This is a genomic window from Paenibacillus sp. Marseille-Q7038, from assembly GCF_965111595.1.
In genome coordinates, this window is the sequence record NZ_CBCOOM010000001.1 from 2905462 (window position 1) to 2930703 (window position 25242).

20 protein-coding genes are annotated in these 25242 nt (G+C 43.8%); 5 read left to right on the forward strand and 15 right to left on the reverse strand.

The genetic code is table 11. From position 1 onward, the window contains the following. The first annotated feature begins 37 nt into the window (after nt 1-37). Nucleotides 38-880, forward strand: a complete 843-nt coding sequence (locus ACWPWY_RS13780; protein ID WP_454192200.1) for a sulfurtransferase — start codon at nt 38-40, stop codon at nt 878-880. A 152-nt stretch (nt 881-1032) separates the two neighbouring features. Here ACWPWY_RS13780 and ACWPWY_RS13785 read toward each other — a convergent pair whose 3' ends face one another. The 4 genes from ACWPWY_RS13785 to ACWPWY_RS13800 all read right to left on the reverse strand — a co-directional run bounded on the left by ACWPWY_RS13785 (nt 1033) and on the right by ACWPWY_RS13800 (nt 6106). Beyond that, nucleotides 1033-2640 carry a hypothetical protein gene (locus ACWPWY_RS13785; RefSeq protein WP_454192201.1) on the reverse strand — a complete coding sequence of 536 codons (1608 nt, stop codon included), beginning with the start codon at nt 2638-2640 and terminating at the stop codon, nt 1033-1035. Nucleotides 2641-2730: 90 nt separating this feature from the next. Beyond that, on the reverse strand, nt 2731-3330 hold the full coding sequence (locus tag ACWPWY_RS13790) for an ATP-binding cassette domain-containing protein (protein WP_454192202.1): 600 nt from the start codon (nt 3328-3330) through the stop codon (nt 2731-2733). Nucleotides 3331-3629: 299 nt separating this feature from the next. Continuing rightward, nucleotides 3630-4988 (reverse strand): IS1182 family transposase, encoded by a 1359-nt coding sequence (locus tag ACWPWY_RS13795; protein WP_454190226.1) that lies wholly within the window; start codon nt 4986-4988, stop codon nt 3630-3632. A 236-nt stretch (nt 4989-5224) separates the two neighbouring features. Continuing rightward, the gene (locus ACWPWY_RS13800) at nt 5225-6106 is read right to left on the reverse strand and encodes a DUF4850 domain-containing protein (RefSeq protein WP_454192203.1); all 882 of its coding nucleotides are present in this window, start codon (nt 6104-6106) and stop codon (nt 5225-5227) included. A 220-nt stretch (nt 6107-6326) separates the two neighbouring features. On the opposite strand from ACWPWY_RS13800, the gene ACWPWY_RS13805 reads away from it, so the two are divergent. The 4 genes from ACWPWY_RS13805 (at nt 6327) to ACWPWY_RS13820 (ending at nt 10694) form a co-directional block, all read left to right on the forward strand. Next, nucleotides 6327-7082 (forward strand): YheC/YheD family protein, encoded by a 756-nt coding sequence (locus ACWPWY_RS13805; RefSeq protein WP_454192204.1) that lies wholly within the window; start codon nt 6327-6329, stop codon nt 7080-7082. Between the two features lie 195 nt (nt 7083-7277). Beyond that, on the forward strand, nt 7278-8114 hold the full coding sequence (locus ACWPWY_RS13810; RefSeq protein WP_454192205.1) for a YitT family protein: 837 nt from the start codon (nt 7278-7280) through the stop codon (nt 8112-8114). Nucleotides 8115-8239: 125 nt separating this feature from the next. Next, nucleotides 8240-9442 carry an enoyl-ACP reductase FabV gene (gene fabV, locus ACWPWY_RS13815; protein WP_454192206.1) on the forward strand — a complete coding sequence of 401 codons (1203 nt, stop codon included), beginning with the start codon at nt 8240-8242 and terminating at the stop codon, nt 9440-9442. A 136-nt stretch (nt 9443-9578) separates the two neighbouring features. Beyond that, a complete protein-coding gene (locus ACWPWY_RS13820) occupies nt 9579-10694 on the forward strand; it encodes a glycosyltransferase family 4 protein (protein ID WP_454192207.1) in 1116 nt (371 codons plus the stop codon). Nucleotides 10695-10715: 21 nt separating this feature from the next. Here the strand turns inward: ACWPWY_RS13820 and ACWPWY_RS13825 are convergent, their stop codons facing one another. The 11 genes from ACWPWY_RS13825 to ACWPWY_RS13875 form a co-directional block, all read right to left on the reverse strand. Beyond that, nucleotides 10716-11081, reverse strand: a complete 366-nt coding sequence (locus ACWPWY_RS13825; protein ID WP_191798751.1) for an HIRAN domain-containing protein — start codon at nt 11079-11081, stop codon at nt 10716-10718. 443 nt (nt 11082-11524) lie between these two features. Next, nucleotides 11525-12847: an IS4 family transposase gene (locus ACWPWY_RS13830; protein ID WP_454190812.1), complete on the reverse strand. Its 1323-nt coding sequence runs from the start codon at nt 12845-12847 to the stop codon at nt 11525-11527. 199 nt (nt 12848-13046) lie between these two features. Next, nucleotides 13047-13673: a 50S ribosomal protein L25 gene (locus ACWPWY_RS13835; protein WP_454192208.1), complete on the reverse strand. Its 627-nt coding sequence runs from the start codon at nt 13671-13673 to the stop codon at nt 13047-13049. 179 nt (nt 13674-13852) lie between these two features. After that, complete coding sequence (pulA, locus tag ACWPWY_RS13840; RefSeq protein ID WP_454192209.1) at nt 13853-16738, reverse strand: type I pullulanase; 2886 nt, start codon at nt 16736-16738, stop codon at nt 13853-13855. 455 nt (nt 16739-17193) lie between these two features. Next, nucleotides 17194-18468 carry an amidohydrolase family protein gene (locus ACWPWY_RS13845; protein WP_454192210.1) on the reverse strand — a complete coding sequence of 425 codons (1275 nt, stop codon included), beginning with the start codon at nt 18466-18468 and terminating at the stop codon, nt 17194-17196. Nucleotide 18469: 1 nt separating this feature from the next. Further along, on the reverse strand, nt 18470-19906 hold the full coding sequence (locus tag ACWPWY_RS13850) for an amidohydrolase family protein (protein ID WP_454192211.1): 1437 nt from the start codon (nt 19904-19906) through the stop codon (nt 18470-18472). Between the two features lie 84 nt (nt 19907-19990). After that, nucleotides 19991-21028, reverse strand: coding sequence for an ABC transporter substrate-binding protein (locus ACWPWY_RS13855; RefSeq protein WP_454192212.1), 1038 nt, complete (start codon nt 21026-21028; stop codon nt 19991-19993). A 34-nt stretch (nt 21029-21062) separates the two neighbouring features. Further along, the gene (locus ACWPWY_RS13860) at nt 21063-21875 is read right to left on the reverse strand and encodes an ABC transporter permease (RefSeq protein ID WP_454192888.1); all 813 of its coding nucleotides are present in this window, start codon (nt 21873-21875) and stop codon (nt 21063-21065) included. Between the two features lie 109 nt (nt 21876-21984). Next, entirely contained in the window at nt 21985-23307 is a 1323-nt protein-coding gene (locus tag ACWPWY_RS13865) for an FAD-binding oxidoreductase (protein WP_454192213.1), read from the reverse strand. Nucleotides 23308-23351: 44 nt separating this feature from the next. Further along, nucleotides 23352-24158: an ABC transporter ATP-binding protein gene (locus ACWPWY_RS13870; protein WP_454192214.1), complete on the reverse strand. Its 807-nt coding sequence runs from the start codon at nt 24156-24158 to the stop codon at nt 23352-23354. A gap of 3 nt (nt 24159-24161) precedes the next feature. Further along, nucleotides 24162-24992 (reverse strand): creatininase family protein, encoded by an 831-nt coding sequence (locus tag ACWPWY_RS13875; RefSeq protein ID WP_454192215.1) that lies wholly within the window; start codon nt 24990-24992, stop codon nt 24162-24164. Nucleotides 24993-25242 lie beyond the last annotated feature (250 nt).

A 25242-nucleotide genomic window follows, 5' to 3' on the forward strand; every position in this document is an offset into this window, starting at 1 on the left:
TAACAACTATAGAAGCTTTCAAGAAGGAGGAAAATGAATGAATTCCATCGTAAGTATGAGATGGGTCCTGGCAAGAATGTACGAATCCGACATCTTTATTGCAGACTGCCGCTTTTCCCTGGCAGATCCTGAAGCAGGAAGAACGGCATTTCAACAAGATCATATCCCTGGAGCGGTTTATTTTGATCTAGAACATAATATGTCGTCTCCTCTACAAGATCAGGGACACGGAGGACGCCACCCTCTGCCAGATATAAACGACCTTGCGCAGCAACTGCGAAAATCAGGCGTAAGTAACGAGACACGTATTGTTGTGTATGATGATCAGGGCGGTGCGATGGCTTCCCGTCTATGGTGGCTATTGCGCTACATGGGCCATGAGGAAGTGTACCTGATGGATGAAGGATACAGTGCCTGGAAAGCAGCCGGATTTCCGGTTACGGCAGAGGTGCCAGTTCGTATACCTGCTTCTTTTACACCGCATATTCAGCAGAATCTACTCGCCAGCTTGGAAGAAGTTCGAGAAGCTTCTAAGCAAGGTTCTTCCTTACTCATTGATTCTCGTGAACATGCACGTTATTTAGGTCTTGAAGAGCCGATCGATCATACTGCAGGACATATTCCGGGTGCGATCCATTTATTTTGGAAAGAAAATCTCAACTCGGACGGTACATGGAAATCCCCAGAAGCACTTGCGTACCGCTTCCGTCACCTGCCGAAAGATCAGGAGATCATCGTATACTGCGGTTCAGGTGTCACCGCTTGTCCTAATGTGCTAGCTTTACGTGCAGCAGGATTTGACCAAGTTAAGCTATATGCAGGAAGCTGGAGCGACTGGATCTCTTATCCGGAGAATCCGGTGGCTACAGGAGATGAGTAACAACGGAGAGACCGTGTTCTTAGCATTCTTTATTATTTGATCCTATTAACGGTGGATCTCCGAGCTACTGAGAGAAAGTGGCGGTGGCTTGATCACATACATTCAAAACAAAAGGGAGCCTCTATAGGCTCCCTTTATGTTAAAGTATCAATTTATTTCACTCGTAATGTGCGGCTTCCGTATTTTCGAACAACAATAAGCGAAATGAGGAAGTAAACCAGCGTAAGAGTAACCACGGTAGCAGTAAAAATTCCTGCTGGCGCTCGTACGATAACGCTAATGCCACTTGCGAATGATACCAACATGTTTATCACATGATACAGCGGATTCTTCACATTTAATTCCGTAGCATAGGGCTGAAAGATATAATACATAAACAGATGATGGATAGAGAAAAAGACGGACAGAGATAATATGCACACCCACATCATTAGTAACTCTTTACTTAACCCTTCTCCACTCGCAGCTAACATTATAACTGATAATACCGTAGCTAGCGTTGTTGCGATCCATAAATTGAGAACTATTATTTTAATTAGCCGAATCCTAAAATGCTCGAAAGATGCAGCTCTAAAGAAGCTATACCGTAGCATACTGAGATCACAGTTATAGAACATAGCTCTGCACATTTTCTCTCCCACAGACAAGAAATACATAGCCAGTACAAGGAAGGGAAAAACAACTCCCTGATCCAGTATTAGCAACTCTTCTCTCTGTGATAGCATCATAACGACTGTCACTCCTACCACACCTAATGCACCTATAATGGCCATCCTCTTGTAAACTGGATCATAAATAAGACTGCGATGCCTGGAGAAGAACAACATATTCAGATAGCCGTAGCCTTCCTTTGTACCGATCTTCTTCTGATGCTTCTCATCCAAGATATAATCGCTTTCTTTCGATTTCACACTCGTTTTTTGCGCTTCCGACACCATACGCCCAAGATCTAGCAAGGGATCATCCCTTTTGGTTGCGGCATCGACAGCCCCACGATAGTTAGAATAACGGGCAAGTCGAACAGCTGCAAAGATACCCCCAACCACAATGACGAGACAGATTGGCAGGCTCAGCAGAATTGACGAGGTCACCGGTACCGAGTCGAACAGTAGCGGCAGATAAGCTGCTACATAGCCAAGCCCGATAACGCTCCAAACCATCACGTTATTTTTGATTAAGACCATACCCGTTTTATCAAATAGCTTAAGATGTAGATACTCCATTCCAATCCTCCACAAGGTGACAGACACCATCAACAAGATCGTCTCTGTGATGGAGGCTCCCAGCAGTGAGGTGAATAGCAGCATTGCGGGCATTAAATACACCATAAACGTTACATAACGATAACCAAGAGAAGCCTTCATATATCTTGTAGCCGATTGTCTCATTAACTTCACAGCTACGTACTTCTCCCGTTTTGGCTCCAATATGGTGGCACTGCTAACCCCTGCGACCACAAAGCTGAGTAAGAAATAAATATGTACAAATTGCTGAAGCTGAACTTCCTCAGAGAGTCCATTACCTAATCCAACTACGGGCACGTAGATAAATATCCCTAGATAGGCTAGCCTGATTACAAATCCCCATAGCAGGCTTATCAGAAATACGATAATGGAAATGGCCTTTTTCAAGTTTATATTGGCATAGATACGGTCCGTCACAAGCTTACCAATCACCGGTATCTTTTGGATGTAATAAATGAACAGGTTCGCTGTAGTAGAAGTCCGTATGGCAACAAGCGTATTAAGAGTTCTCAGCATAGCTATCAACCTTCAGCAGATTTATTATATTTTGTTCAAATTCCGCACTGTGCAACATTTCTGTTGGTACGGAAGACAATAGTCCATTGTTCAACATGACGAGCTCATCGCATAGATCGGATGCCAACTGCAGAATGTGCGTAGAGAAGACAAGAATATCATCTCTCTAAGCATCTCCTTCATCTCCGAGGCCACGATGATATCAAAAGAGGTAAGCGGTTCATCGAGCAAAATTACGGGTGGTTTCGTTATAAGGAACAGCAGCATTTGTAACTTGTTCTTCATCCCATGGGAGTAACCCTTAATGAGCCGGTGCCTATCCTCCTCTGACATACTCATCATGTCAAAATAACCGTCGATGCTTTGATCCATTCGCAGCTTATCACGGTTTATATCCATAAAGAACTTAACGAATTCATAGCCAGTCAGGAACTCAGGCAGAATCGGTAGTGAATAGACATAACCAATATCCTGCTCGCTTAGCTCTCGAACATGTCCATTCTCCTCCAAAAACACGTTCCCTTCATCCATAGCCATCTCTCCGCTCAAACAGTTGAACAAGGTCGTTTTCCCTGCGCCGTTCCGGCCGAGCAACCCATAAATCTTTCCTTTCTCAAAAGTATAACTTGCTCCCTTGAGCACCTTTTTCCCGTCAAATTGTTTAACAACATCTTCTATGATCAGACGCAATTATAAATCCCCCTTTCGACTAAAATAAGATTTAATTTTTATTTCTATACGTAAAGGAGGCAGTGTAGTTTCATTAATGCATAGACTGAACAGAGGAAAAAGCAGGGTGGAATTACCAAATGAATTGTGGGTATACACGAAAAATGCCCACCCTTTTCAGGCCGCGTAGTGACGAAAAAACCCACGCAGAGCGTGGGTTCCAGATTGTAGACAAAAGGCATTCGGAATGTATACATTCGGAATGCCTTTTGTCATTTCTACTTCTTTTCAAGAATAAATCAGACGGGTTTCTACCTGATTTACGCCGGGATTGGTCTGTTCCACGACCATCTCGCGATCTTCTTCAGATTCATGGCAGCAAACGTAAGCATCGCCTGCATGGACAATTTTTTCAGCCCTCGTAGGGTTGTCCATCGCATGCCATGCTTTTCTTTTGCATCTGCAAATACCCGTTCCACCGTTTCTTTTCGTTTCGCATAGATTTGTTTTACATGCTGGTGCTGTCTTAGATGCTCTACTTCTTCTAAGTGGTTTTGCCATACATGTCGCGTCACTACTTTTTGGTGGTTTTTGCTCTCTGTACACATGGACAAATAACGACACGATTTACAAATTTCTTTTGGAGATTTGTATTCTCGGTACCCTTCTTTATTGGTAGTCGAGTAAGGTAATACCACGTTAGCAGGACATAAATAGACGTCAAAATATTCATCATACATGTAGTCATTTTTTTGAAAACCTTCTTTTTGAGAACGTGGACGCGTATAAGGCAGCGCAGGAGTAACCCCTTGCTCTAATAAATACTTGCTAATCCAAGGTGTTTTGTAGGCCGCATCGGCTGCCACTGCTACAGGTTTTCCAATCTTTTCTTTTACCAATTCTACGAGGGGCACAAGCAAGTGACTGTCATGTTCATTTCCGGGAGTGACGATGTTACCGAGTACAAATCCGTTTCGGTCTACTGCTGCGTGAAACGAATAAGCAAATTGTTTGGTCCGTTCATCTTTGACATAGTAGCCGCTGTCAGGGTCCGTTGTGCTTTGTTTGATTTCCTTTTCTTCTTCTTTTTTGAAAGAGTCCGGCGGAAATGGCTTTTTATCGTGGTCGTCCCGGTCTTGGTTAATTTCCTCTTCCAGTTTGCGTTGGTACGCTCTTGTTTCTTTGCGTACAACCTTCTTTTCGAATTTTCGTTTGTTCGCGCTCGCTTTTACGTGTGTAGAATCGATGAAAACATGCTCCGCACTGAGTAAATGTTTCTCTGCTGCAGTCCGCAAAATACGGTAGAAAATCTGTTCGAATAGATCTGTATCTTTAAAACGACGTTCGTAGTTCTTTCCGAAAGTAGAGAAATGCGGAACTTTATCATAAAATCCATAGCCCAAAAACCAACGATACGCCATATTGGTCTGTACTTCTTCGATCGTTTTTCGCATGGAACGAATACCAAAGGTATATTGAATAAGAGGTAGTTTAATTAAGATGACCGGATCGATGCTAGGTCGTCCAATTTCCGAATAATGATCCTGAACCAAATCGTAGATGAAAGAAAAGTCGATCGCTGATTCGATTTTGCGAACCAAATGATCTTCTGGCACGAGTTGATCCAGGGCAACCATTTCAAGTTGGTCACGCTGAGTGGATGATTGTTTCGTTAGCATGATTGTCACCTCAAATAAAGTAGTTACTACTATTGTAAAATAAAAAAGACTGCAGGCAAACTAGTTTAAGCTAGTTTGTCTACAGTCTGAAACCCACGCAGAGCGTGGGTTCTTTTTTAGCGTATAGCGATGTTTCTCTTGTACAGTCCGCAACGAAGGATTCGTATTTGGTATTAGCAGCAATTCTTTTATCAGTGTGTAGGTTTACTATCAGCGTCTTCTACAGCTTTATTATCTTAATCGCCAAATTCTTTGTTCACATTAGCTACAGTCAGAGGTCCATGATGAGCATTGAAGAAATCGATCACTATATCCTGAAGATCACCCCGAGTTGTCTCTTCAGAAAGTGTAAAATCCAATTGACGAAATAGGTACCACTGGCCAACTGCATCTTTTTCGTAAGAGGCTATGCCCGTATTGTAATATCCTTCATTAATTTCTGTTGTATAAGTCGCTGTTCCCCCATCTTCCTCTCCTGCGGCTGACTGTTTCCATTCAGTAAATGACAACGGCTCATATACGGTAAACCCTTTTTCATCAGCCCACTCCGCTTGATCAGGAAAATACGTACCTATTTGAGTAATCGCACAGCCATGACAAGACCCAGCCGTGTCACTATAATGGAGCGTTTGCTCTTTATCACTTGGATCGGTCAACGTTACCCCATAAGAACCATTCGCTCCAACGATCGCGGAAGCTTCCCAACCGATGGGCGCAAGCAGCAGATATCCTGAAGCCATGTCTGAACGATAGATTAATACCGCTTGCAGGTCATCCTTCATCTCAGGTGGAATCTTAAAACTTACAGCAGTCGGTGTAAGAATTGGAGAAGGGTCTGACCGAGTACCATCATCTACGCTGAGATCTGCTTTCGTTATTTGTAATGGTAGCTCTACTTCTTCACCATGGGTACCTGGGAATTTGATAACTTTTTCTGTAGAACCGGTTAGATCAGCTTCCTTGTTCACTGCTGCCTGACTTGGAGAGGTTATTTGTGTTAGAGGTTGCTGATGATCTGTATCACCCCAAGTACTATAGATTATATAAATAGTACCAGCCAGTATAGGCAGCATAATAGCGGACATTATCCATTTTTTAAAACCTGACTTTTTCATCATTATTTTACCTCCTCTATTCCTAGCATCTTTACTGAATAGACTTGTTTATAACGATAAAAGTTACATCATTTATTTTTCATTTATTGTATTCATCTAAAATCGCATTATTTTTTCGGATCTTTTAAGGATCGATCTCGCAATCAGACAAAACACTAGACTGAAGCACGGTCCGACTTCATTGCTCTCTCATATGTTAGGGAGAAAGGGGTGAGCAGATCGTATGAACTATCAAAGTACAACCATTAAAAGCAAATGGACCAAAACAAAATGGCTTTTAAACAGCAAAAAAATAAAAAAGTATATTCCTAAAACCCTGCCCTTTACCTATGATCATTTGAAATATATGCTTTCTGAATATTCCAATGTCTACTTCAAACCTACAAGCGGCTCCGGCGGATTTCATATTATACGGATTACAAAAATAGGCGGCAGCTATCAAACGCAGCACAAATCCCTAAAGAAGCGTTTTTCTACCATGGAAGGACTCTATGAATACTTGAAAAAGCGGACGAATGGACGAGATTATATCTTACAAAAAGGGATAAAACTTGCCACGGTGAAAGGCAGACCTTTTGACATTCGTGTCATGGTTCAAAAAACAAATCAAGGCGTGTGGAAAAGCACGGGAATTTTTGTTAAGATCGGCCGACCGAATACCGTCGCAACAAACTATAACCAAGGTGGAACTATCGGATTTTTACCACAAACACTTACTCAAGCAGGATTCAAAACGAAACAAATAAATAGGATCACTGGAGAACTGATTACTCTAGGCGAATCAGTCGGAATCTTATTTAACATGTATGATACTGGATTTCAAGAACTCGGGCTTGATGTCGCCTTAGACAAGGGTGGTAACATATGGATCTTGGAAGTAAATACAAGGCCACAATTCTATCCGCTTAAACAAATGAAGGACAAAAGTATGTATTACCGCATTTTATCCTATGCCAAGCAGTATGGAAGAAAAAAATAATTTATGCGGAAGCACTGCAATAGGTATAGGTCTCCTTAGGTTTCAGTTATTCACATATTTACAGTCAGAATGGAATTCATTATAATGAGTCTATTAAAAGAGCTGCGCAATTTAGGTTTGCACAAAGCGATTAAAGGATATCCTTTCCTTTAGTCGCTTTTTTTGTGAGTAAAAGACAAACGGAGGAATACACACATGAAAAAAAGAATGTATGACATGGTTATGCTCATCGTTGGAGCCTTCATTTTTGCACTTGCTGTCAATTTATTCATTATTCCTAATGACTTCGGAGAAGGCGGCGTTACGGGAATCTCGATCATTCTATTTTATTTATTTGAATGGTCCCCTGCTATTGTGAGTTTGGTTGCAAACAGCATCTTGCTGATTATTGGATATCGACTGCTCGACAAAACAACTACGGTCTATACGATCATTGTAGTCGCATTTAACGCCTTGTTCCTGCATCTTACCGAGCATTGGTATATTGCATCGGATGAACCGGTTATCAATGCGATATTCGCCGGTTTATTTGCTGGAGTCGGCATCGGACTCATTATCAGAGTCGGGGGAACCACAGCAGGAACAACCATTCTTGCCCGGCTTGCCAATAAGTTTTGGGACTGGAATATCAGCTATGGGTTACTTTTCTTTGATCTCATTGTAGCTGGACTTTCCGTTTTTGTTATTGGGATCGAAAAAACGATGTTCACCGTTCTCATTCTCTACATCGGTACGAAAGCGATGGAATTTATCATCGAAGGATTGAACCCGAAGAAAGCAGTAACTATCATCTCTCCTCATCACGATCGAATTGCTAAGCAAGTAACCGACATCATGGATCGCGGCGTCACCGTCTTGCGGGGATATGGATATTACACGGGGACAACAAAAGATGTACTGTATATCGTAATCAATAAACAAGAAGTATCGACCCTGAAAAAAATTGTAAAAGCGGAAGATGTAAATGCATTCGTCACTATTCATGATGTTCGGGATGTATTTGGCGAAGGATTTATCGATATTTCTAAATAGGAGCGTCCTTCATTTATTTTCGTAATCATATTAGGTTTCTCACTCTCGTGAAAAATTGTTACAATAGGGTATGAATGTGTGAATATAACTGAAGATTAGAAGCGAAAGCGAGGCCTATCCATTACATGATTATAAAACCGAGAACACGCGGATTCATCTGTACCACTTCCCATCCGGTGGGTTGTGCGCGTCACGTAGAACAGCAAATGGAATATGTAAAATCAAAACCGGCAGTTAAAGGTCCTAAAAACGTCCTCGTTATTGGAGCGTCTACCGGATATGGATTATCATCCCGGATCGTAGCCGCGTTTGGCGCAGGGGCGAATACGATTGGCGTGTATCGCCCAAGTGCGGGAACTGAGAAACGCACAGCTTCTGCAGGCTGGTATAACTCAGCCGCTTTTGAAGCAGCTGCGGAAGAAGCAGGACTTATCTCTTATAGTGTGACAGGCGATGCTTTTACGGAAGAAACGAAGCAAAAAACGGTAGATGTTATTCGTGAAAAACTGGGACAAGTAGATCTTGTCGTATATAGCGTAGCAGCTCCTAGACGTCAAGATCCTGCTACGGGCGAGATGGTTAACTCGGTGCTTAAGCCGATCGGTGAGCCATACACCAATAAAACAGTCAACTTCCATACCGGTGAAGTAACGCCGATCACGATTGATCCGGCAACGGAAGAAGAAGTTCAGCATACGGTTACCGTTATGGGCGGAGACGACTGGCAGCTATGGATTCAAGCTCTTAAAGAAGGCGGCGTACTTGCAGAGAATGCATTGACCGTTGCTTACTCCTATATCGGTTCTGACATTACACAAGCGATCTATCGCGAAGGTTCGATCGGACAAGCGAAAGATCATCTTGAGGCAACGGCCCATACCTTAAACGAAACACTTGGAGAAACAGGCGGCCGCGCTTACGTAGCAGTAAGCAAAGCACTTGTAACCCAATCGAGTTCAGCAATTCCTGTCGTTCCCCTGTATGTGTCTGCGCTTTATAAAGTAATGAAAGAAAAAGGACTGCATGAGGGTACGATTGAACAAATGTATCGTTTATTCGCAGATCGTCTATATCATGCTGAAGGCACAGCCGTAGATGAAAAAGGCCGTATTCGAATTGATGACTGGGAACTTCAAGAGGATGTACAAGAAGAAGTTCGCCGTATCTGGAATGAAATCTCTACAGATAATATCAATGAACTTTCTGATCTTAAAGGGTATCGTAAAGAATTCTTCCAATTATTCGGATTTGAGATGGATGGCGTTGATTACGAAGCGGATGTGAATCCGGATGTAAAGATCCCGCAAGCTATTAACGTTTCAGAGTAAAATCATAAAAAAATAGCGATTCGATCGACAGTTCTTTTCTGACGATACGGATCGCTTTTTTTATATTAGGCTGTCTTCCTTACGAAGTGACGCATATATTATGAAAACCAGGATAGACAAGGAGGATGAATACAGGGTGCATATCCTCATCGTCAGCCCGGAGCAATTTCCTTTGCCAGGAAGCGGCTCTGTTGAAATCTGTATTCTTGCCATTGCTGAGCAGTTATCCTATCACCATCAAGTTACGGTAATCAGCCCTCTATTCTCCCATCAAAGCGAAGAAACAAGCTGGAACCCTCAGCTACGGATTAAAAGAGTAGACGCTAAACTTCCCACAGAATATAGTAAAGCGGTGATTAAAACCATCGCTCAGCTGGAACAGCCTGTCGATATCATACAAGTGGATAATCGCCCTAGATCCATGTCGAGAATAAAAGAGGCGTTCCCTTCCATTCCGGTCGTCCTTTTTCTTCATTCGTTAACCTTTATCCCGCAAAAACCCCTCATTACTTCTTCCCTTCAAAAAGCTGACCTTATCGTAACCAATAGTAAGTCGCTAAAACGAGCTGTCCTCAATCGCTTTCCTATACAGGCAACAAAACTCATTCATATCGCTCTCGGCGTTGATCATTTTCGCTTCAAACCGTTACAGGATGTAGAAAAGCGAGTTTACTATGAACTTTATGGGCTCCCGGCAGATCGATTTTATATTCTTTATGTAGGAAGACTTATTCCCCAGAAAGGGATTTCTACCCTTATTCGTGCGATTCACTATCTAAAGCCAAGCATCAAATCAAAAGCCCATCTAATCATTGCAGGAAAATCAAAAAACAGAACTTACAGGAACAACTTAAGAAAGCTTGCACGAAAACTGCACGTTCCCGTTACTTTTCTTGGTGAAATACCGCATGAACAAATTCATACGCTCTATCCGCTAGCTTCTTGTATGGTATGTCCCTCTCAGAAGCACGAGGCCTTTGGACTCGTCAATATAGAAGCCCTTTCTTGCGGGATCCCCGTGATCGCCTCCAGTAATGGAGGGATGAAAGAGATTATTAGTGATGGTTATAATGGTTTCTTAGTAACCAATTATAAACAAGCAAAAAGCTTTACTTCTCCTCTCTCCCATCTGGCTCAATCAACGGAACTCTCAAACTTGATGGGGGATAACGGAAGAACAACTGTACTAGAAAAATTTGCTTGGCAAGTAACCGCTCAAAAGCTGGAGTCCGCTTATAGGAGCTTGCTTTGATTCCCATGTACCTGCCCGCGATCAGAGTTGTTCTGATGGAGTACGGTACATAATGAACACTTCCTTCTCTTCCGCTCCCGGTTTCGTCGCTACTTCCTTTAGTTCAATAATCGCGATATCATGAAAAATAAACTGCACTACCCCTAGGGTCTGTTGCCGAAAGGAATCATAGATCCGGCCAGCACTGCGGCATCCTCGGGGAACCGAAGTTGAATTATTTGCAATATAACCAACCTGTCCATGGGAAGGCAAAACGACCCGAATCGCTTCAGGATCAGACAGATTGTCAGGATCTTTTACAAGGAATACGGGATCTCCCACTTTTACTTTTAAAGAACTTGGATAATATTTCATACCTATAATGGCGGCGTAAATCTTTTTATGCATGGTTCTTCCTCCTTCATCTCTTCAACACGCTCAACATGTAATACTTACTATATCGGTATCGTATATTCGTTCTTTTACACTATTAACTAAAACTTTTGAACTATATGAGATATTTTAATTGAATAAATTGGTCCTAAAGTCACTATTGTAACCATGATTTTTCACTTGTTATTTTTCACTGACACATGGAAAATGAGTTTTTAGATCGATTCGTTTTTCATAATTATGCAAAGTGGTTATCTTTTCTCCTTCTTCTTACGGAGAACATAAAAAGAGCTCGACCCTTAGGGTCAATGTCATTTAGTTAAGCTTTAAAGACAAAACCTGAATTAAATTTAAAACAGCACGGGAAAAAGTCCTGTGCTGTTTTTTTGTGTAAGTAAAAAAACGCACAGCAAACAAAGCGGATGAAATATCCGCTAAAAAAGTTGGTGTGAAACGGATTATGCTACTCTATAGACGAAGCTAACAACGGATCTATACCGGATTTTTCGTGTATTCTTCTGTCCTTGACGAATGGATCGAATCGGCAACATGTTTTTACGAATCAGCGCTTCCAAATCGGGTGGGGGTTCATCGTCTCGTAAGCGCAGGAAATGTCTACAAACATAAACAGCGACTGTAAAATTGACTTGATATGGGTACCGTTTATCCATTTGGGAGATAACTACGCGCGAGGTAATCATTTCAGTAAAATTGTACATGATCATTTTTGCGAAAATCTCTTGGATAATGGAATCTTGCCTCTTTGCGTGAAAATTTGTCAGACCAACGGTGTATTTTAATGCTCTGAAAGAGGTTTCAATGCCCCAACGCATGTTATAAATTGATTTGATTTCATCAGGTGGGAAATCAGTAGAGGAAAGATTGGTAATGATCGTTTCATAAGTGCCACTCGGCAGGATAAAACGAACAACCCGAAAGGAAATGGGATAAAAGATGCGCTCATGCAGATCCAAAAAATCAAATGTAGAAGTGGAAGGGATGAACTTGTAAATCTCGGGCTGAGCCTTGACCTTTTTGGTTTGTTTTTTGGTGAGTGTCCGATGAACATCAATATCAAACTCTCTACTAGAAGGCAAACGTAAGCCCGAAAGAATACCATTGGAGTTTACATCCTTTACCCGTATGACGTAGTTCCAGCCTTTTCGTTCAATATGCGCGAAGTTATTGTAACTTTCATAGCCTCGATCGGCAATAACAATGGCTTTGCCTTGGATAGGAGAACGGTCAACCATATCTGCCATTGCCCTTCCCTCGTTGCACAATCTTCGTGGCTGAACAAGGGCATCCACGTAAAGTCTGTTGCAAAGGTCATAGGCTGCGTTCAAATGCAGAAGGTTATAACCTTTTGTGTTCGGTCCACTTTGAAAATAGGTATCTGTGTCCGCAGAGTTCGTTGCGATATGCATATCCGAACCATCAACGGCAAGTAATCGATACCCACGATAGTGCTTAATATCCGTAAACAAACGCGTAAATTCATGAAATAAAAATTCCACAGCAGAGGGTAGAATTTTATTTCTCTGTTGTACAAAAGCGGACGTGGTTGCGGTGTTTACGTCATAGCCCTCTGATTCCAAGAGTTCCTTATATATACTATTGCCACCCATTGAGATGAGAAGTTGCATGACCGTTTCAAAGGGCAGTTTTTTCTTTCTGGTAAAATCTGTTTCAGGGTTTTTGACATAAGGTGCAGGTGCAGCAGACATTTCGTGTATAAGGGATGTTAGTGATTGTTTTAGTGAATTAGCGTACTCGTTCATTGGCGTAACCTCCTTGTCTCAAGGGGCTTCGCCACACATTTCCACCTGCTTGTCAAGTCTCATTTCTCGTTTGTTCACAAAAAAGAGCAGGTTATCTTTTCGATAACCTGCTCTTTTAGCATGCGCCTTAACTAAATGACATTGACCCTTAGGGTCGAGCTCTTTTTACTTTCTATTCAAATACCAATTTGCATGCATGTTATTCCTCAGTCGAACCCTCAGCTGGCTCTTCAGAAGTATCTGTGTCTTCTCCTGTATTCGTATCAGCGGCTCTAAGCACCGTTACAGAAGCAACCAACATATCTTCCGAAGAAACTAAAGTGACCCCTTTCGGCAATTTCAGATCAGACGCGGATAATTTATCTCCAACGTCCATTCCCGAAATATCCACTTCAATGGAAGCTGGAAGAGTATCGGGCAATCCTTCGACAATCAATTCTGTTTCCTGTGTCTGTAGAACACCGGCTTTTTTCGTCCCTTTTGGTGTTCCTTGGAACTCAATTGGGATCGTTACTTGAATCGATTTGTTTTTAGAAATTTGAATGAAGTCAATATGAATCAATTCATCATTTTTCTTTTGCATATCTTTAATTAGCACGGGTACTTTTTTGCCGTCTTTCACTTGAAGGTCAAATGATTCAGAACGTCCCGTACGAGCTAGACGATTTACTTCCTTCTCGTCTACGTGAATGGAAATACTATCAAACGATGGACCATATACGACGCCAGGAACTCGTCCACTTTTTCTGAGGGTAGCAAGTGCTGCACCTTTGTTCTCTGTTCTTTGTTCAGCGGTAAGTTGGGCTGTTTTTCCGTTGGATTTCATTGTAAAACATCCTCCTTCAAAGATCCGTGGTTCCATAATTTGGCCACTTGGTCATAATCTACATTACCCACGAGAGGAGGAAACCTAACGCTTTCTTGAATATTTTTCAAAATACTAGATGAGATGTCTCTCAATACATGAGAAAAAGGACTACCGAATAGGCAGTCCCTTCTCCACGATTATGCACTGCTTAAACCATGCAGCTTCATTAGTCTTCCCCCGACAGCCACCACGACTTCTCGTGTACCGCTCTTCACTTTAACCTTAATGCGCTCGTTTCCTGGAGACGAAGGAAGCTCGATGAACAAATCACGATCACCTTCTCGCCTCTCCCATTCATTGAGCCGAATGATATATCCAATTCGTTTCATACCTGGAGCAACCTTGACCTGTGCAATTACGCGCCCATCTGAAGTAGGATGGAAGGGTATCTTCCCATCATGCATTCCCGTGCCCCATACCCAAACGTTCCACCCCTCATAATGATGGTCAGGCCGTTCATACTCGATCTCAACCGTCCGGATAAAGAAGGGATGAATCTGTACATTCCATTCCGCGGTAAGTGAACCACACTGCCCCGTAATTACGCCTTTACCAGGACGAATGGCTATAAGCTTCCCTGTATGATCTATAGATACAATTCTGGGTGTTGTCGTAGCAAGCTGGACCGTTTGACTAGGAAGGACTTGATTGTACTGATCCCACACGGTCATCTGTAAACGGTAGTTCTGGGTCGCATACATCATTGGTTCTCCCGTAACCTCGATACGGGCAGGTACAAGATCATCTACGATGATACGGATAGAAGCTTGAACTTTTCCACACACAGCGGTAATGATCCCTTCACCTAGAGCTGCTCCTATTATTTTCCCTGTTTGACGAACGATAATCTTCTCCTGATCCGAAGATATCCACTGCGGCTGCAGTCCTTCTATTATTCTGTCATACTGATCCTTAAACACGACCTCAAGCTTCATTTCTTCTGCAATTTGTATAGCTTTTTTAGGAGCCCGGATGTCCATGGATGTAAGAATCTGAGCTTCCACTCCGCTTTCCTTGTCGTAGAGAACCATCATAGATAGCCGCGGAACGGTCACACTTCCTTGGACAATCTCCAGCACCTCCACTCCAGCAACATGATCATTAACGACCACATTCCATGCGCTGTCCTGAGGCAAATCCACCTTACTCTCCTGTTCTTTCCCATTATAAATAATCAAAATCCGGTTCCAGGAGTCCTTAACCTCTGTTCCTTCTAGAAGATAAGCCAGTATTCCATGCCCACAGCTGAGAACCTTCAAATGACGTTCTACTTGTTCTCGGTGCGCCATCTTAAACGCCGAATGCTCTTTACGCAAACGAAGAAGTCCGCGGTAATAGTTAAATACAGGACGAAACCTCGCCTTATTGCTCCAGCGCATTGCATTTACAGCATCCCCGCTGCGGTAACTGTTATGGTCACCGTATTTGGATCGAAGCATCTCATCTCCCGCATGAAGGAACGGAATTCCTTGGGAGGTGATCATGATTCCATTCGCAAGAAGCGAGCGTCGTACGATGTCATTACTGAGCATATTGTCAGATTCTACAAATCGGTACGGATCCGCAGATTGCACAGCATCTTGAGCCGTATATCCTCCAGAGGGTGATCCATTATGCCACTCCGGAAAAGAGAGCGCATGCCGCATACCTTGGGAAGTAACAATTTTGTCCCACAAGTTAAGATTATCGTGGGCTGTTACGTAATTGATCGTTTCCGAAGGATGGTAAGTGAAATCATAAATGGCTCCTTGAACTCCCTTTAGGACAGCACCTTCAACCCCCCACCAGCCTGTAGCAAAGCCGCTGGCATAACCATCGTTGTCCCCTTTTACAGCAGATCGATAGTTGTCATTAAACACAGCAAACCCTTTGCCTCTTTGTGCACCTTTTAAAGTTTTATCCCATAGCGGTGAATCTCCACCCGTCCACGGCTCCCCATAGACAAGAATCGTACGATCTATTTCTTGATGGAGCATAGTCGTAATTTCCGTCATCGTCCGTACATCAATCAAACCCATAAGGTCAAACCGAAAGCCGTCGATATGATACTCTTCTGCCCAATAACGAACAGAATCTTTAATATATTTCCGCACCATGGGCCGTTCTGAGGCAAGTTCATTTCCCACACCTGAACCGTTCGTAAGGTACCCCTCGCTGTTCGTGCGGTAGAAATATCCCGGTACAATCCCTTCGAATGGTCCATCATCAACGCCGAATGTATGGTTATATACCACGTCCATGATGACACGGATTCCTTTTCGATGCAGCGCCTGAACCATTTGCTTAAACTCTAAAATCCGTGTAGCTGGATTGGTTGGATCACTCGCATACGACCCTTCCGGAACATTAAAGTTTTGCGGGTCATATCCCCAATTATATTTCCCATCCGCTATAGAAGGGTCATGAACCGTCAGCTCATTCACCGTTTTAAAATCAAATACAGGCAGCAGATGTACATGTGTAATCCCTAGTTCCACCAAATGATCAATACCAACCGGACTGCCATCTTGATCGGTTAGCCCTTCCTCTGTAAAAGCACGGTACAGACCTTTCTGCTGAAAAAAGGTTTCTTCATCAATCGAAAAATCTCTTACATGCAGTTCATAAATAATCGCATCCGTTGGCCTGATCTGCGGAGGCCGTACATCATCTTCCCAATCTGCGGGATTTGTTTCCTTCATATCTATAATAGCGGTACGTGCCCCCCCTGCGGCAACTGCTTTTGCATAAGGGTCCACGGCATAATTTATTGTTCCATCTGAAAAAGAAACCCGGTACATATAAAACTTCCCGCTATAATTCCCTTCCAGTTCCAGAGACCAGGTCCCTTGTTTTCCTGCGGTCATGAGAAAAGCCAAACCGCCCTCATGGTTATGCACCATACCATACTGATCGTATTCCCCGGCATCCTCGTAGAGAACAACCTCCACTTGATTCGCCGTAGGAGCCCATACCTTAAACCTGCAGGCATTGCTCGAATACGTCAGACCCAAATCATTGTTTTTATAGTGTAAATCCTGCATACAACTCACCGCCCGTTATTGTAAGATCATTGTTTACGGACCCTGCTCTCGTATCAGTAGGTTTGTGGGTTACACCACAATTACGTTTTCGAACTGTATCATGTGTACCGACAGCAAGGTAATTAGCCTACGCTATAAAGCTCGTTCATTCCGTTACTATCAGTAATGCCATTTCATAGAGAAACTATAACTAAATGAACAGAGAATATTACGATACATCGGACTTGAACAAGCACGGAAAACGCTTACACCATGTAGTATATGTCGATATCAGCAAAGGTTGTCGGCTATTTTTCCCATAGTCACAAAAAAGGCTCCTATCTATGTTTTAAATGGAATATGAAGACTCTATTCAGTACATTTTCATCCTGTCCATAGATAAAAAGCTGCCCGGTAACGCCTTGTTAGTGGCGGATTCGGACAGTTTTTGTCAGCTCTAGCATATGGGGATTTGTCTAGCACCTCGTGATAGTTTCATGGATGAACGCAGTCTCTACGGCTGGGGTATGGGCAACTACTTCTCCCTTACATAGGACATACAAGGGTTTGGGCCGCAAACGAATGGCCTCTGCCGGATTGTTAACCGGGAGTACAACGAGATTCGCATGACTGCCTTCTGTGGTCCCGTATCCTTCGGTTAGCCCGAGCACTCCCACTGCATGTTGTGTAATCGTATCAAGGAGCGGCAGCACATCATTCCTGCCAGTCATGTGGGCTAGATGTGCTGCCATGTGCACTGCCTGCAGCAGATTTCCATCGCCGTAAGAATAGAATGGGGTGAGCAGATCATCATGTGCAATGGCAACCGGGATCCCTCCACGAAGCATCTCTTGTATACGAGCAATTCCCCGACCTTTCGGATAGGAATCAAACCGTCCCTGCATGGAGCTGTTAATCAGCGGGCACACCACAATATGAATACCTGAAGATAGAATGAGGCCGAGCACTTTTTGAAAATAGGGTTCGTTGTAGTAAGCAGAAGCGCAGCAATGGCTTGCTGTTACCTTGTCCCTGAGACCGGTCTCCACCGCAAGTGTGGTCGTCCACTCGAGAAACCGAGATTCCGGATCATCCGTTTCATCACAAAAAACATGAACAAAGCAATTTGCCTTTTGAGCCAGCTCAAAGCAAATTTGAAGGGAAGAAATCCCATGTTCACGTGTTTTTTCTCCATGTGGAATGGCGCTGACACCATCCGCTCCGAGCCTTAGTGCTTCCTCCATCCGCACCCGGTTGCCAGGGCAAGATATAATCCCATCCTGCGGAAAAGCAATAACCTGAAGGGTTACGATCTCAGCAAGCTCCTCCTTGAGTTCAAGCAGCACTTTTAAAGCCGTCATATTTGGATCCGAAATATCCGCATGACTGCGTATAAAAAGGACACCGTGGGCGATTAGTTCCCGGATCACCTTCATCGCCCGATCCCGTATATCTTCGCGGGTCAACTGTTGTTTTCGTTCACTCCAAATCGCAATCCCTTCGCTTAACGTCCCACTCGTATTCCACGCTGGCTGACCTGCCGTAAGTACGGTGTCCAGATGAATATGAGACTCTGCAAAAGCCGGCATGACTAGCCCGCCCTTACCATCCGTTATCTTGGTAGACGTAGGGATTTGGTTATAATCTGAAGTACTGGATGTCCTTACTGCAATAATTTTACCTCGATCCATATAAATATCAGATCGCTGTCCATTTAGCAGCACGACATTTTGCAAAATATGCTCCGCCATATTACACTCTCCTTTCCGGTAAAAGTGTTTCTGAGGCTTTTTCCCACATTGCTGTCATTTTAGCCGAACCCCACTGCCTCATGAACGGAGTCATACTGACCCATGTGCCGGATTTTGCAACCCAGCGTCCTGCGGGAAGCATAGTAAAGATGTCTTCCACACTACTTGCATCGATAATGACAAAATCAGCCGAACATCCCGGATGAATTCCATAATCCCCTCTACAACCGTAGATGTCAGCAGGAGCTGTCGTGATCATCTCAAGCAAGCTATTCATATCGTCCGGACTACCATAATGAGAAGCGTATCCTGTAAGCAAAGCCATTTGCACCAAATCTCCTCGTCCAAAGGGGTGGAATGGATCGTTAATATTGTCGGATGCTGTGGCAACCGGTATTCCTGCCTTCCGAAGTTCACGAACTCTCGTTACCCCTCTTCGAACCGGACCATGATCAGCTCTGCCCTGCAGATAAAGATTTGCCGCTGGTAAGGTGACCGCACACACACCCGCAAGCGACATTTTATCTATGATTTCTTCGGCTTCTTCTGGCAGCATGGAGGACAACGAACACAGATGCCCTGCGGTTACCTTGCCGTGATATCCATATTTCAGTGATTCTTCCGCCACCTTCAGCACCGTGCGCTTCATAGGGTCATCCGATTCATCACAGTGAAGGTCAATCTGGACGTCCAACCTTGCTGCAAGTTTGAATATGTCTTCAATATCTTGATCAGGAGTTGCGGATAGATGTGGAGCACCGCCAAGGCCATCAATCCCCATACGAATCGATTCTTCGATGAGTTCGAGTCCTCTTTTTCCAAGATCACGATACGGAACCATCGAAAAAAACTGAATATCTACGATACCCTCTAGCATCGATTTTGCTTCTAAAGCTGCTTCCACAGTTCTCATGGCTACCTCTTCACCTGCTGCAAGCTGAAAATCCAGGTGAGAACGCAGCTTTGTTGACCCATAGGAGACAGACTGAAGTGCGGTTCGAATCATCCGTGAACGGATGACCTCCTTCGTAAAATAGGGAGCCGCTTGGCTATATCTTTGAATGGCTTCAAGCAAGGTACCGGAATCATTCCCGACTTCACGAAGGCTGAACGCTTTATCTAGATGCATATGAATATCTACCATGCCCGGCAATAGCATTCGTTGCTTAAGATCAATTACAAGCTCACCTTCCGGATCATGACAAATTAGTTCAGAGAGATGAGAGAACGATTCTAGAGGTCTTGCCTGCTCATTATGCACAACAAAAGGTTGTTCTTCTACACTTCTAAATCGTCCGCGATCCACCACAATTTCATACGGTTTCCCTGTGTGCATCTTACCTTGCAGTGCCGCATTTATGAGCCGCATTCTACCCTTCATACAGATCACTCCTTGAAACGGAAATTGAATATGGCAGCCGCCGAGAACTGTAAGCATAAATAACCTCCTGCCATAGGGCAGTCATTTACCAGAAAGCAGATCATGACTGCCCTATGGCAGGAGGTACGCTATTATCTATTTTTATTCGGCCCGTGGAAGATATGCTGTTGTAAAAACCCCTGCGATGTCTTCCTTACTCTTAAGCAAACCAAGATCATACATATCGCCCTGTAGTTTGGTCCAGCGTTCTTCGGACATCATCCCCATGCCGCCAGCATCCGTTTCCTCTGTAAAAATCAGCTGCATCTCCTGTTCCGCCCCATATTTCATCCCTTCTAGTGTCAGATCCGGATTTCTCTCCTTTAGTACTTCATTCATTTCTTCATAATTATCCTTGTAGTAATTCCAACCTTTTACGGAAGCGGCGAGGAACCCTTTTACTACATCAGGATGTTCCTTCAGAAACGCCTCTGTCGTGTATAAAACATTGGAATAGGGCTGGAAACCAGCATCGTAAGTAAGTAAATATTTGGTCTCAACCCCTTGTTGCTTCAGTGTAAAGGGCTCCGACGTTATATAGGACTGCGTGACCGCATTCTTGTCTTCGATAAAGTTAACGAACTGTCCGGTGTAAGCCATATCTTTCACTTCATTTAGATTGTACTTCTTCTTAATGAAGTCCCAATAACCAGAGCCAGGTGCCGTATACACACTTCGACCGTCCAGATCTTCAAAATCTGTAATGTCCGCATCGGCATGAAACAACATGGCTTGGGGGCTTTTTTGAAATATTGCTGCAATAGCAACAACGGGAATCCCGGAATCTCTGGCGGTGAGCACTTCATCAGCCTGCCCCATTCCAAACTGTGCTTTACCGGAAGCCACAATCTGCATAGTAGACACTTGAGGTCCGCCAGGTTCAATGGTCATATCAATGCCCTCTTCTTCATAGTACCCTTTCGCAAGTGCAGCATACTGTCCGCCGTGCTCGGGCTGTGCAAACCAGTTGGTGACTTGCGTAATCTTCACCTTCTTCGCCGGCTCTTTCTCTGCACTTGCATCCCCGCCTGTTGTCCCCGTTCCCGTACTCGCATTACAACCAGCAAATATAAGAGTGAGTGTCATCGATACGGTAAATCCGAGCATTCTTTTCTTTAACGGAAGTCCCTTTTGATTCATTCGCCGCTTCCCCCTTATCATATGAACTCTGTTCCTAGTTCTCTGATTTCATTTCTGATTCATGCCAAGAGCTGAGTGCCCATTTTGAAAACGCACTAACGATCAAGAAAAAGGTAATTCCAAGGACAGAAGCAGAGAGTCCACAAGCAAAAAGGTAAGGCGTTTGAAGTCTCGATGAAGCTACCGTAATTGCATAACCAAGTCCACCTTGACCGCCGCCAATACCCGCAATGTATTCACCGACAATGGCCCCGACAACGGAAAGTGTACAAGATATCTTAAGTCCAGCAATAATGTATGGCAGTGCAGCTGGCAGGCGAAGTCTCCACATTACTTGCCAGCGTGAAGCATTGTACAGTTTGAACAGATTTTGCATGTTGCCTTCGGTAGAGTTCAGACCAATCAGCGTGTTAGAAATCATCGGGAAGAATCCGATCAGAAAAGCGATAATGACGATGGAGTTAACCCCCGCTCCAAACCAGATAACAATAATCGGTGCAATCGCAACGACCGGAATCGTCTGCAGGACGATCGCGTAAGGATACACTGCTTTTTCAATGATTTTGGAACTGGCGAGCAGTACCGCCCCAGCTACCCCGATTACGATACTAAGCAAAAAACCGAGTACCGATTCATACACTGTTGTGAGTACAGACGTCATCAGATTACTCCAGTTCTCTACAGCAGCAAGTACAATATCAGAAGGCTTTGGCAGCAGGTAAGGAGCATATCCCAGCATTCGGGTCACAATCTCCCACAGCGCGACTACCACAACAAAAGCAATGGCTGGGGGAATGAATTTCTCTAAAAACTCATTATTTTTCTGTGCTGGAGGGATTGCCAACATCTCAGTAGTAGAGGTGGGTGTTCCATTTCCGTCCTGACTGCTCTTCTCATATGCAAGCTTTGGTTGATTCATTGCCATGTCGCGCACGTCCTTTCTTTCTTAGGGCACTTTAGTCGATTTTTCCTGGGTTCAGCAGTCTTAGCGGATCATTCTCCAGCTTCCGCTGTTTCATCAGCGGCAAAATTCCGCGGCCGCCGGAATCCAAAGAATAGGTGTGTGGATTTGCTACGTAAATACCATTTTTATTAAAGAAATCAATGATCTCATTCAGTCGCTCCTCCGTTGTATACCGGATGATAGGAAGAGAAGCAGGACTTACCTTCCCTCGGCTCCGCATCCACTCAAAATGAAGCAGCACTTCGTCCTGAAATGTATCTTTTACGAGCTTGATCTGTTCTCTGAAATGTTCTAGGGAGAATCCTGCCTGCAAATACGTAACATTATTCTCACATTTGAGCGCCCATAGGGTAGTGTGATTCCATCCAAAATCAGACAAGCCAATGCCGCTTCGGTATTTCTCGGATGGAACAGAGTAACCTACCTCGCCGCCAAAGGTCTGTGCAAGTTCGTTAACTTGCGGAAGCGTCCTTTCTGCTGTCTCTAGAAGTACTGCCGCCTGATTCTGGCGAATGAATTTTTTGATCGGTCGGAAGAAAGAGGGTATGGGCCATTCATGCGGGGAAACGAGTCGTTTGCAAATCGATTCATCAAGAGACAAGGTATAACAGAATTCCATAGACTGCATAAAATCCTCAAAAAATACGATGGATTGTATCCATTCTGTTTTTGGTGCTAGCGGAATAACAAGTTCCGTCAAAATACCGGTTGTGCCATAGTTATGAATATAGGCATGAAGCTCATCGCCGCTTACGATCATCTTTTTCGGCTGTTCTTCCATCGTATACACGGTGGCCTCTAACACATTTCCATCCCACAGGTCTCCCCAAGTGATCGACCCGATTCCGCCCGAACCTCCGCAGACAAAACCGCCAACCGTTGCTTTCATATACGTGCTCGGGTAAATTCGAAGTTCCCTATCTCGTAACCGAGCTTCCCGCTCTAACATGCCTAATTTCACGCCGCACTGTACCCGGGCCCATCCTTCACCCCACTCTACAATGCGATCCAGTTTACTCAGATCGAGTACAATTCCACCGTTCAGCGGAACGGCCTGTCCGTAATTTCCTGTTCCTGCTCCTCTGACCGTAACAGGCATTTGATGCGCATAGGCAATCTCCAGCACCTTCACCACTTCCTCATCGGTCTCAGGTTGAATAATGCCATCCGCTAACTTATCATGCAGTTTCTTCTCCAGTACGGGAGAATACCAGTAATAATCCTTGGATAATTTCTCTCTTGAGCCTGAATCAAGCAGTACTCGATCTATCCCTAGTCCAAGCATGAAGGCTTTTTCCGCTTCGATTGCCATCATGATTCCCTCCTTTGTTTACATAACAATCCAGGGTAACCTGTTACTTAGTGGTGCAGTACATCCGAGACTTGACCCACAAGCTGACTAAATTCGGATGCAGTACGGAAAGTCTCATTGCGCGGAAACGGAACGGGAACGGGAATAGTTTCTGCAATCTTACCGGGTCTAGATGTCATAACCACGATGGAGGTGGACAAATAGACGGCTTCAAATACGTTATGTGTAACAAACAATACCGTCATTTTTTTATCCTTTTGCCATATACCAAGCAGTTCATCTTGCAGGGTCTGCCTTGTCATTTCATCCAGTGCTCCAAAAGGCTCATCCATCAAAAGCAGCTTTGGCTCAGATGCCAATGCTCTTGCAATAGACACCCGCATCTTCATCCCGCCGGACAGCTGTCTTGGCAAAGCATGAGCATAATCTTGAAGACCGACCATTTCCAGTACATGCATGGCCTTGTCGATTCTCTCCTGCTTGGGTATTTTGCGCAGTTCCATCGGCAGCGTCACATTATCAATCACTTTGCACCAGGGGAGCAGTGTGGCATCCTGAAAAACAAATGAAATATCACTTTGCTTCCTTGCTTCTGCCGGGTCCATTCCCATGAGCCGCATCGTTCCTGACGTTGGATCTCCAAGACCGGCAATCAGCCTGAAAATCGTTGATTTACCACAGCCAGACGGACCTACAAAGCTGACAAACTCCCCTTCGGGAATACAGAGATTTACATCTTGGAGTGCAATGGTACCTGTTTGATAAATTTTACTGATTCCTTCCATTTCTACGAGCGGAGTGGATCCTTTTTTTACAGCTGGCATTATCCCTGATGTGCTAATGATACTGCTCATATGTCATCTCTCCCTTGGTAAGAATCCAATTGGACCATTCTTCTGATTAAAACTAAATACAGCCATCATTTTAAATAGTTCTGCTGCATTTCTACCAGCGGAGGCAAGAATCGCCTTCCCCTTCTCTTCCGTTGCCAGCTGTGCATTACCACAAGCACCGGAAGAAGACAGATCTTTCATCAGCCAAGCAAATCGTTTATTGCTAAATTGAAGTTTTCTATCTGGTATAATGGGAGGGAATTCATTTGGAAGTTTATTTTCATGAACCCAATCCCTATGTAAAACCATGATCATGGAAGTCTCGGAATCTCCAGCATGAATGCCATACATTCGTTCTTCCTGTGTAAGCAGGTCCTTCTCATCATCTAATCCGCCGCCGTCCAGTCGAAAAACGTACATGCCTGTTTTTTCGCGGATATCTCTCGCTACTAAATTTAGAGCATCTATGTTACCGCCATGTGTATTAAATAGAACGAGTCTCTGGAAGCCTGTTTTCGCAAGACTATCCGCTATATCCATCAGCACAGCCATTAAAGTGGAAGCGGACAGTGTAACTGTTCCATTCCAGCCAGTATGTTCGTTACTTTTTCCATAAGGTAGATGGGGCAATAGCCAGATATGATCGTCACGAGTAAGATGCATGAATGCTTCCGTTAATATCCCTTCTCCAATCAGTGTGTCGGTGTAAACAGGAAGATGCGGACCATGCTGTTCCATTGCACCAATTGGTAAGATAACCATTGCCCCTGTTTTTGCTAATTCGCCGATTTCCGGTCCTGACAATCTGGGCAGGAACAGCTGATCATATGCCATTCCTTGATAACGTTCGCTCATCACATCACCACTTTCTCGTTCGTTGTTAAGACCAATGTACTGGGAAGATGCCAACCATGTAAACTAAATTAACGTAATTTTGGATAAATATATAAAATATCTCGGTTAATTTGTGCCTTCGGCACTTACAGCTTTATATCCGTGTTATGTTTAACAGGAAATTCAAGGAGGTTAGGAAAATAACAAGCAAATGATGATTTTGTTCATGAAAAAAGGATACCTAACTGATGTCAGGTATCCTTCTCATTTT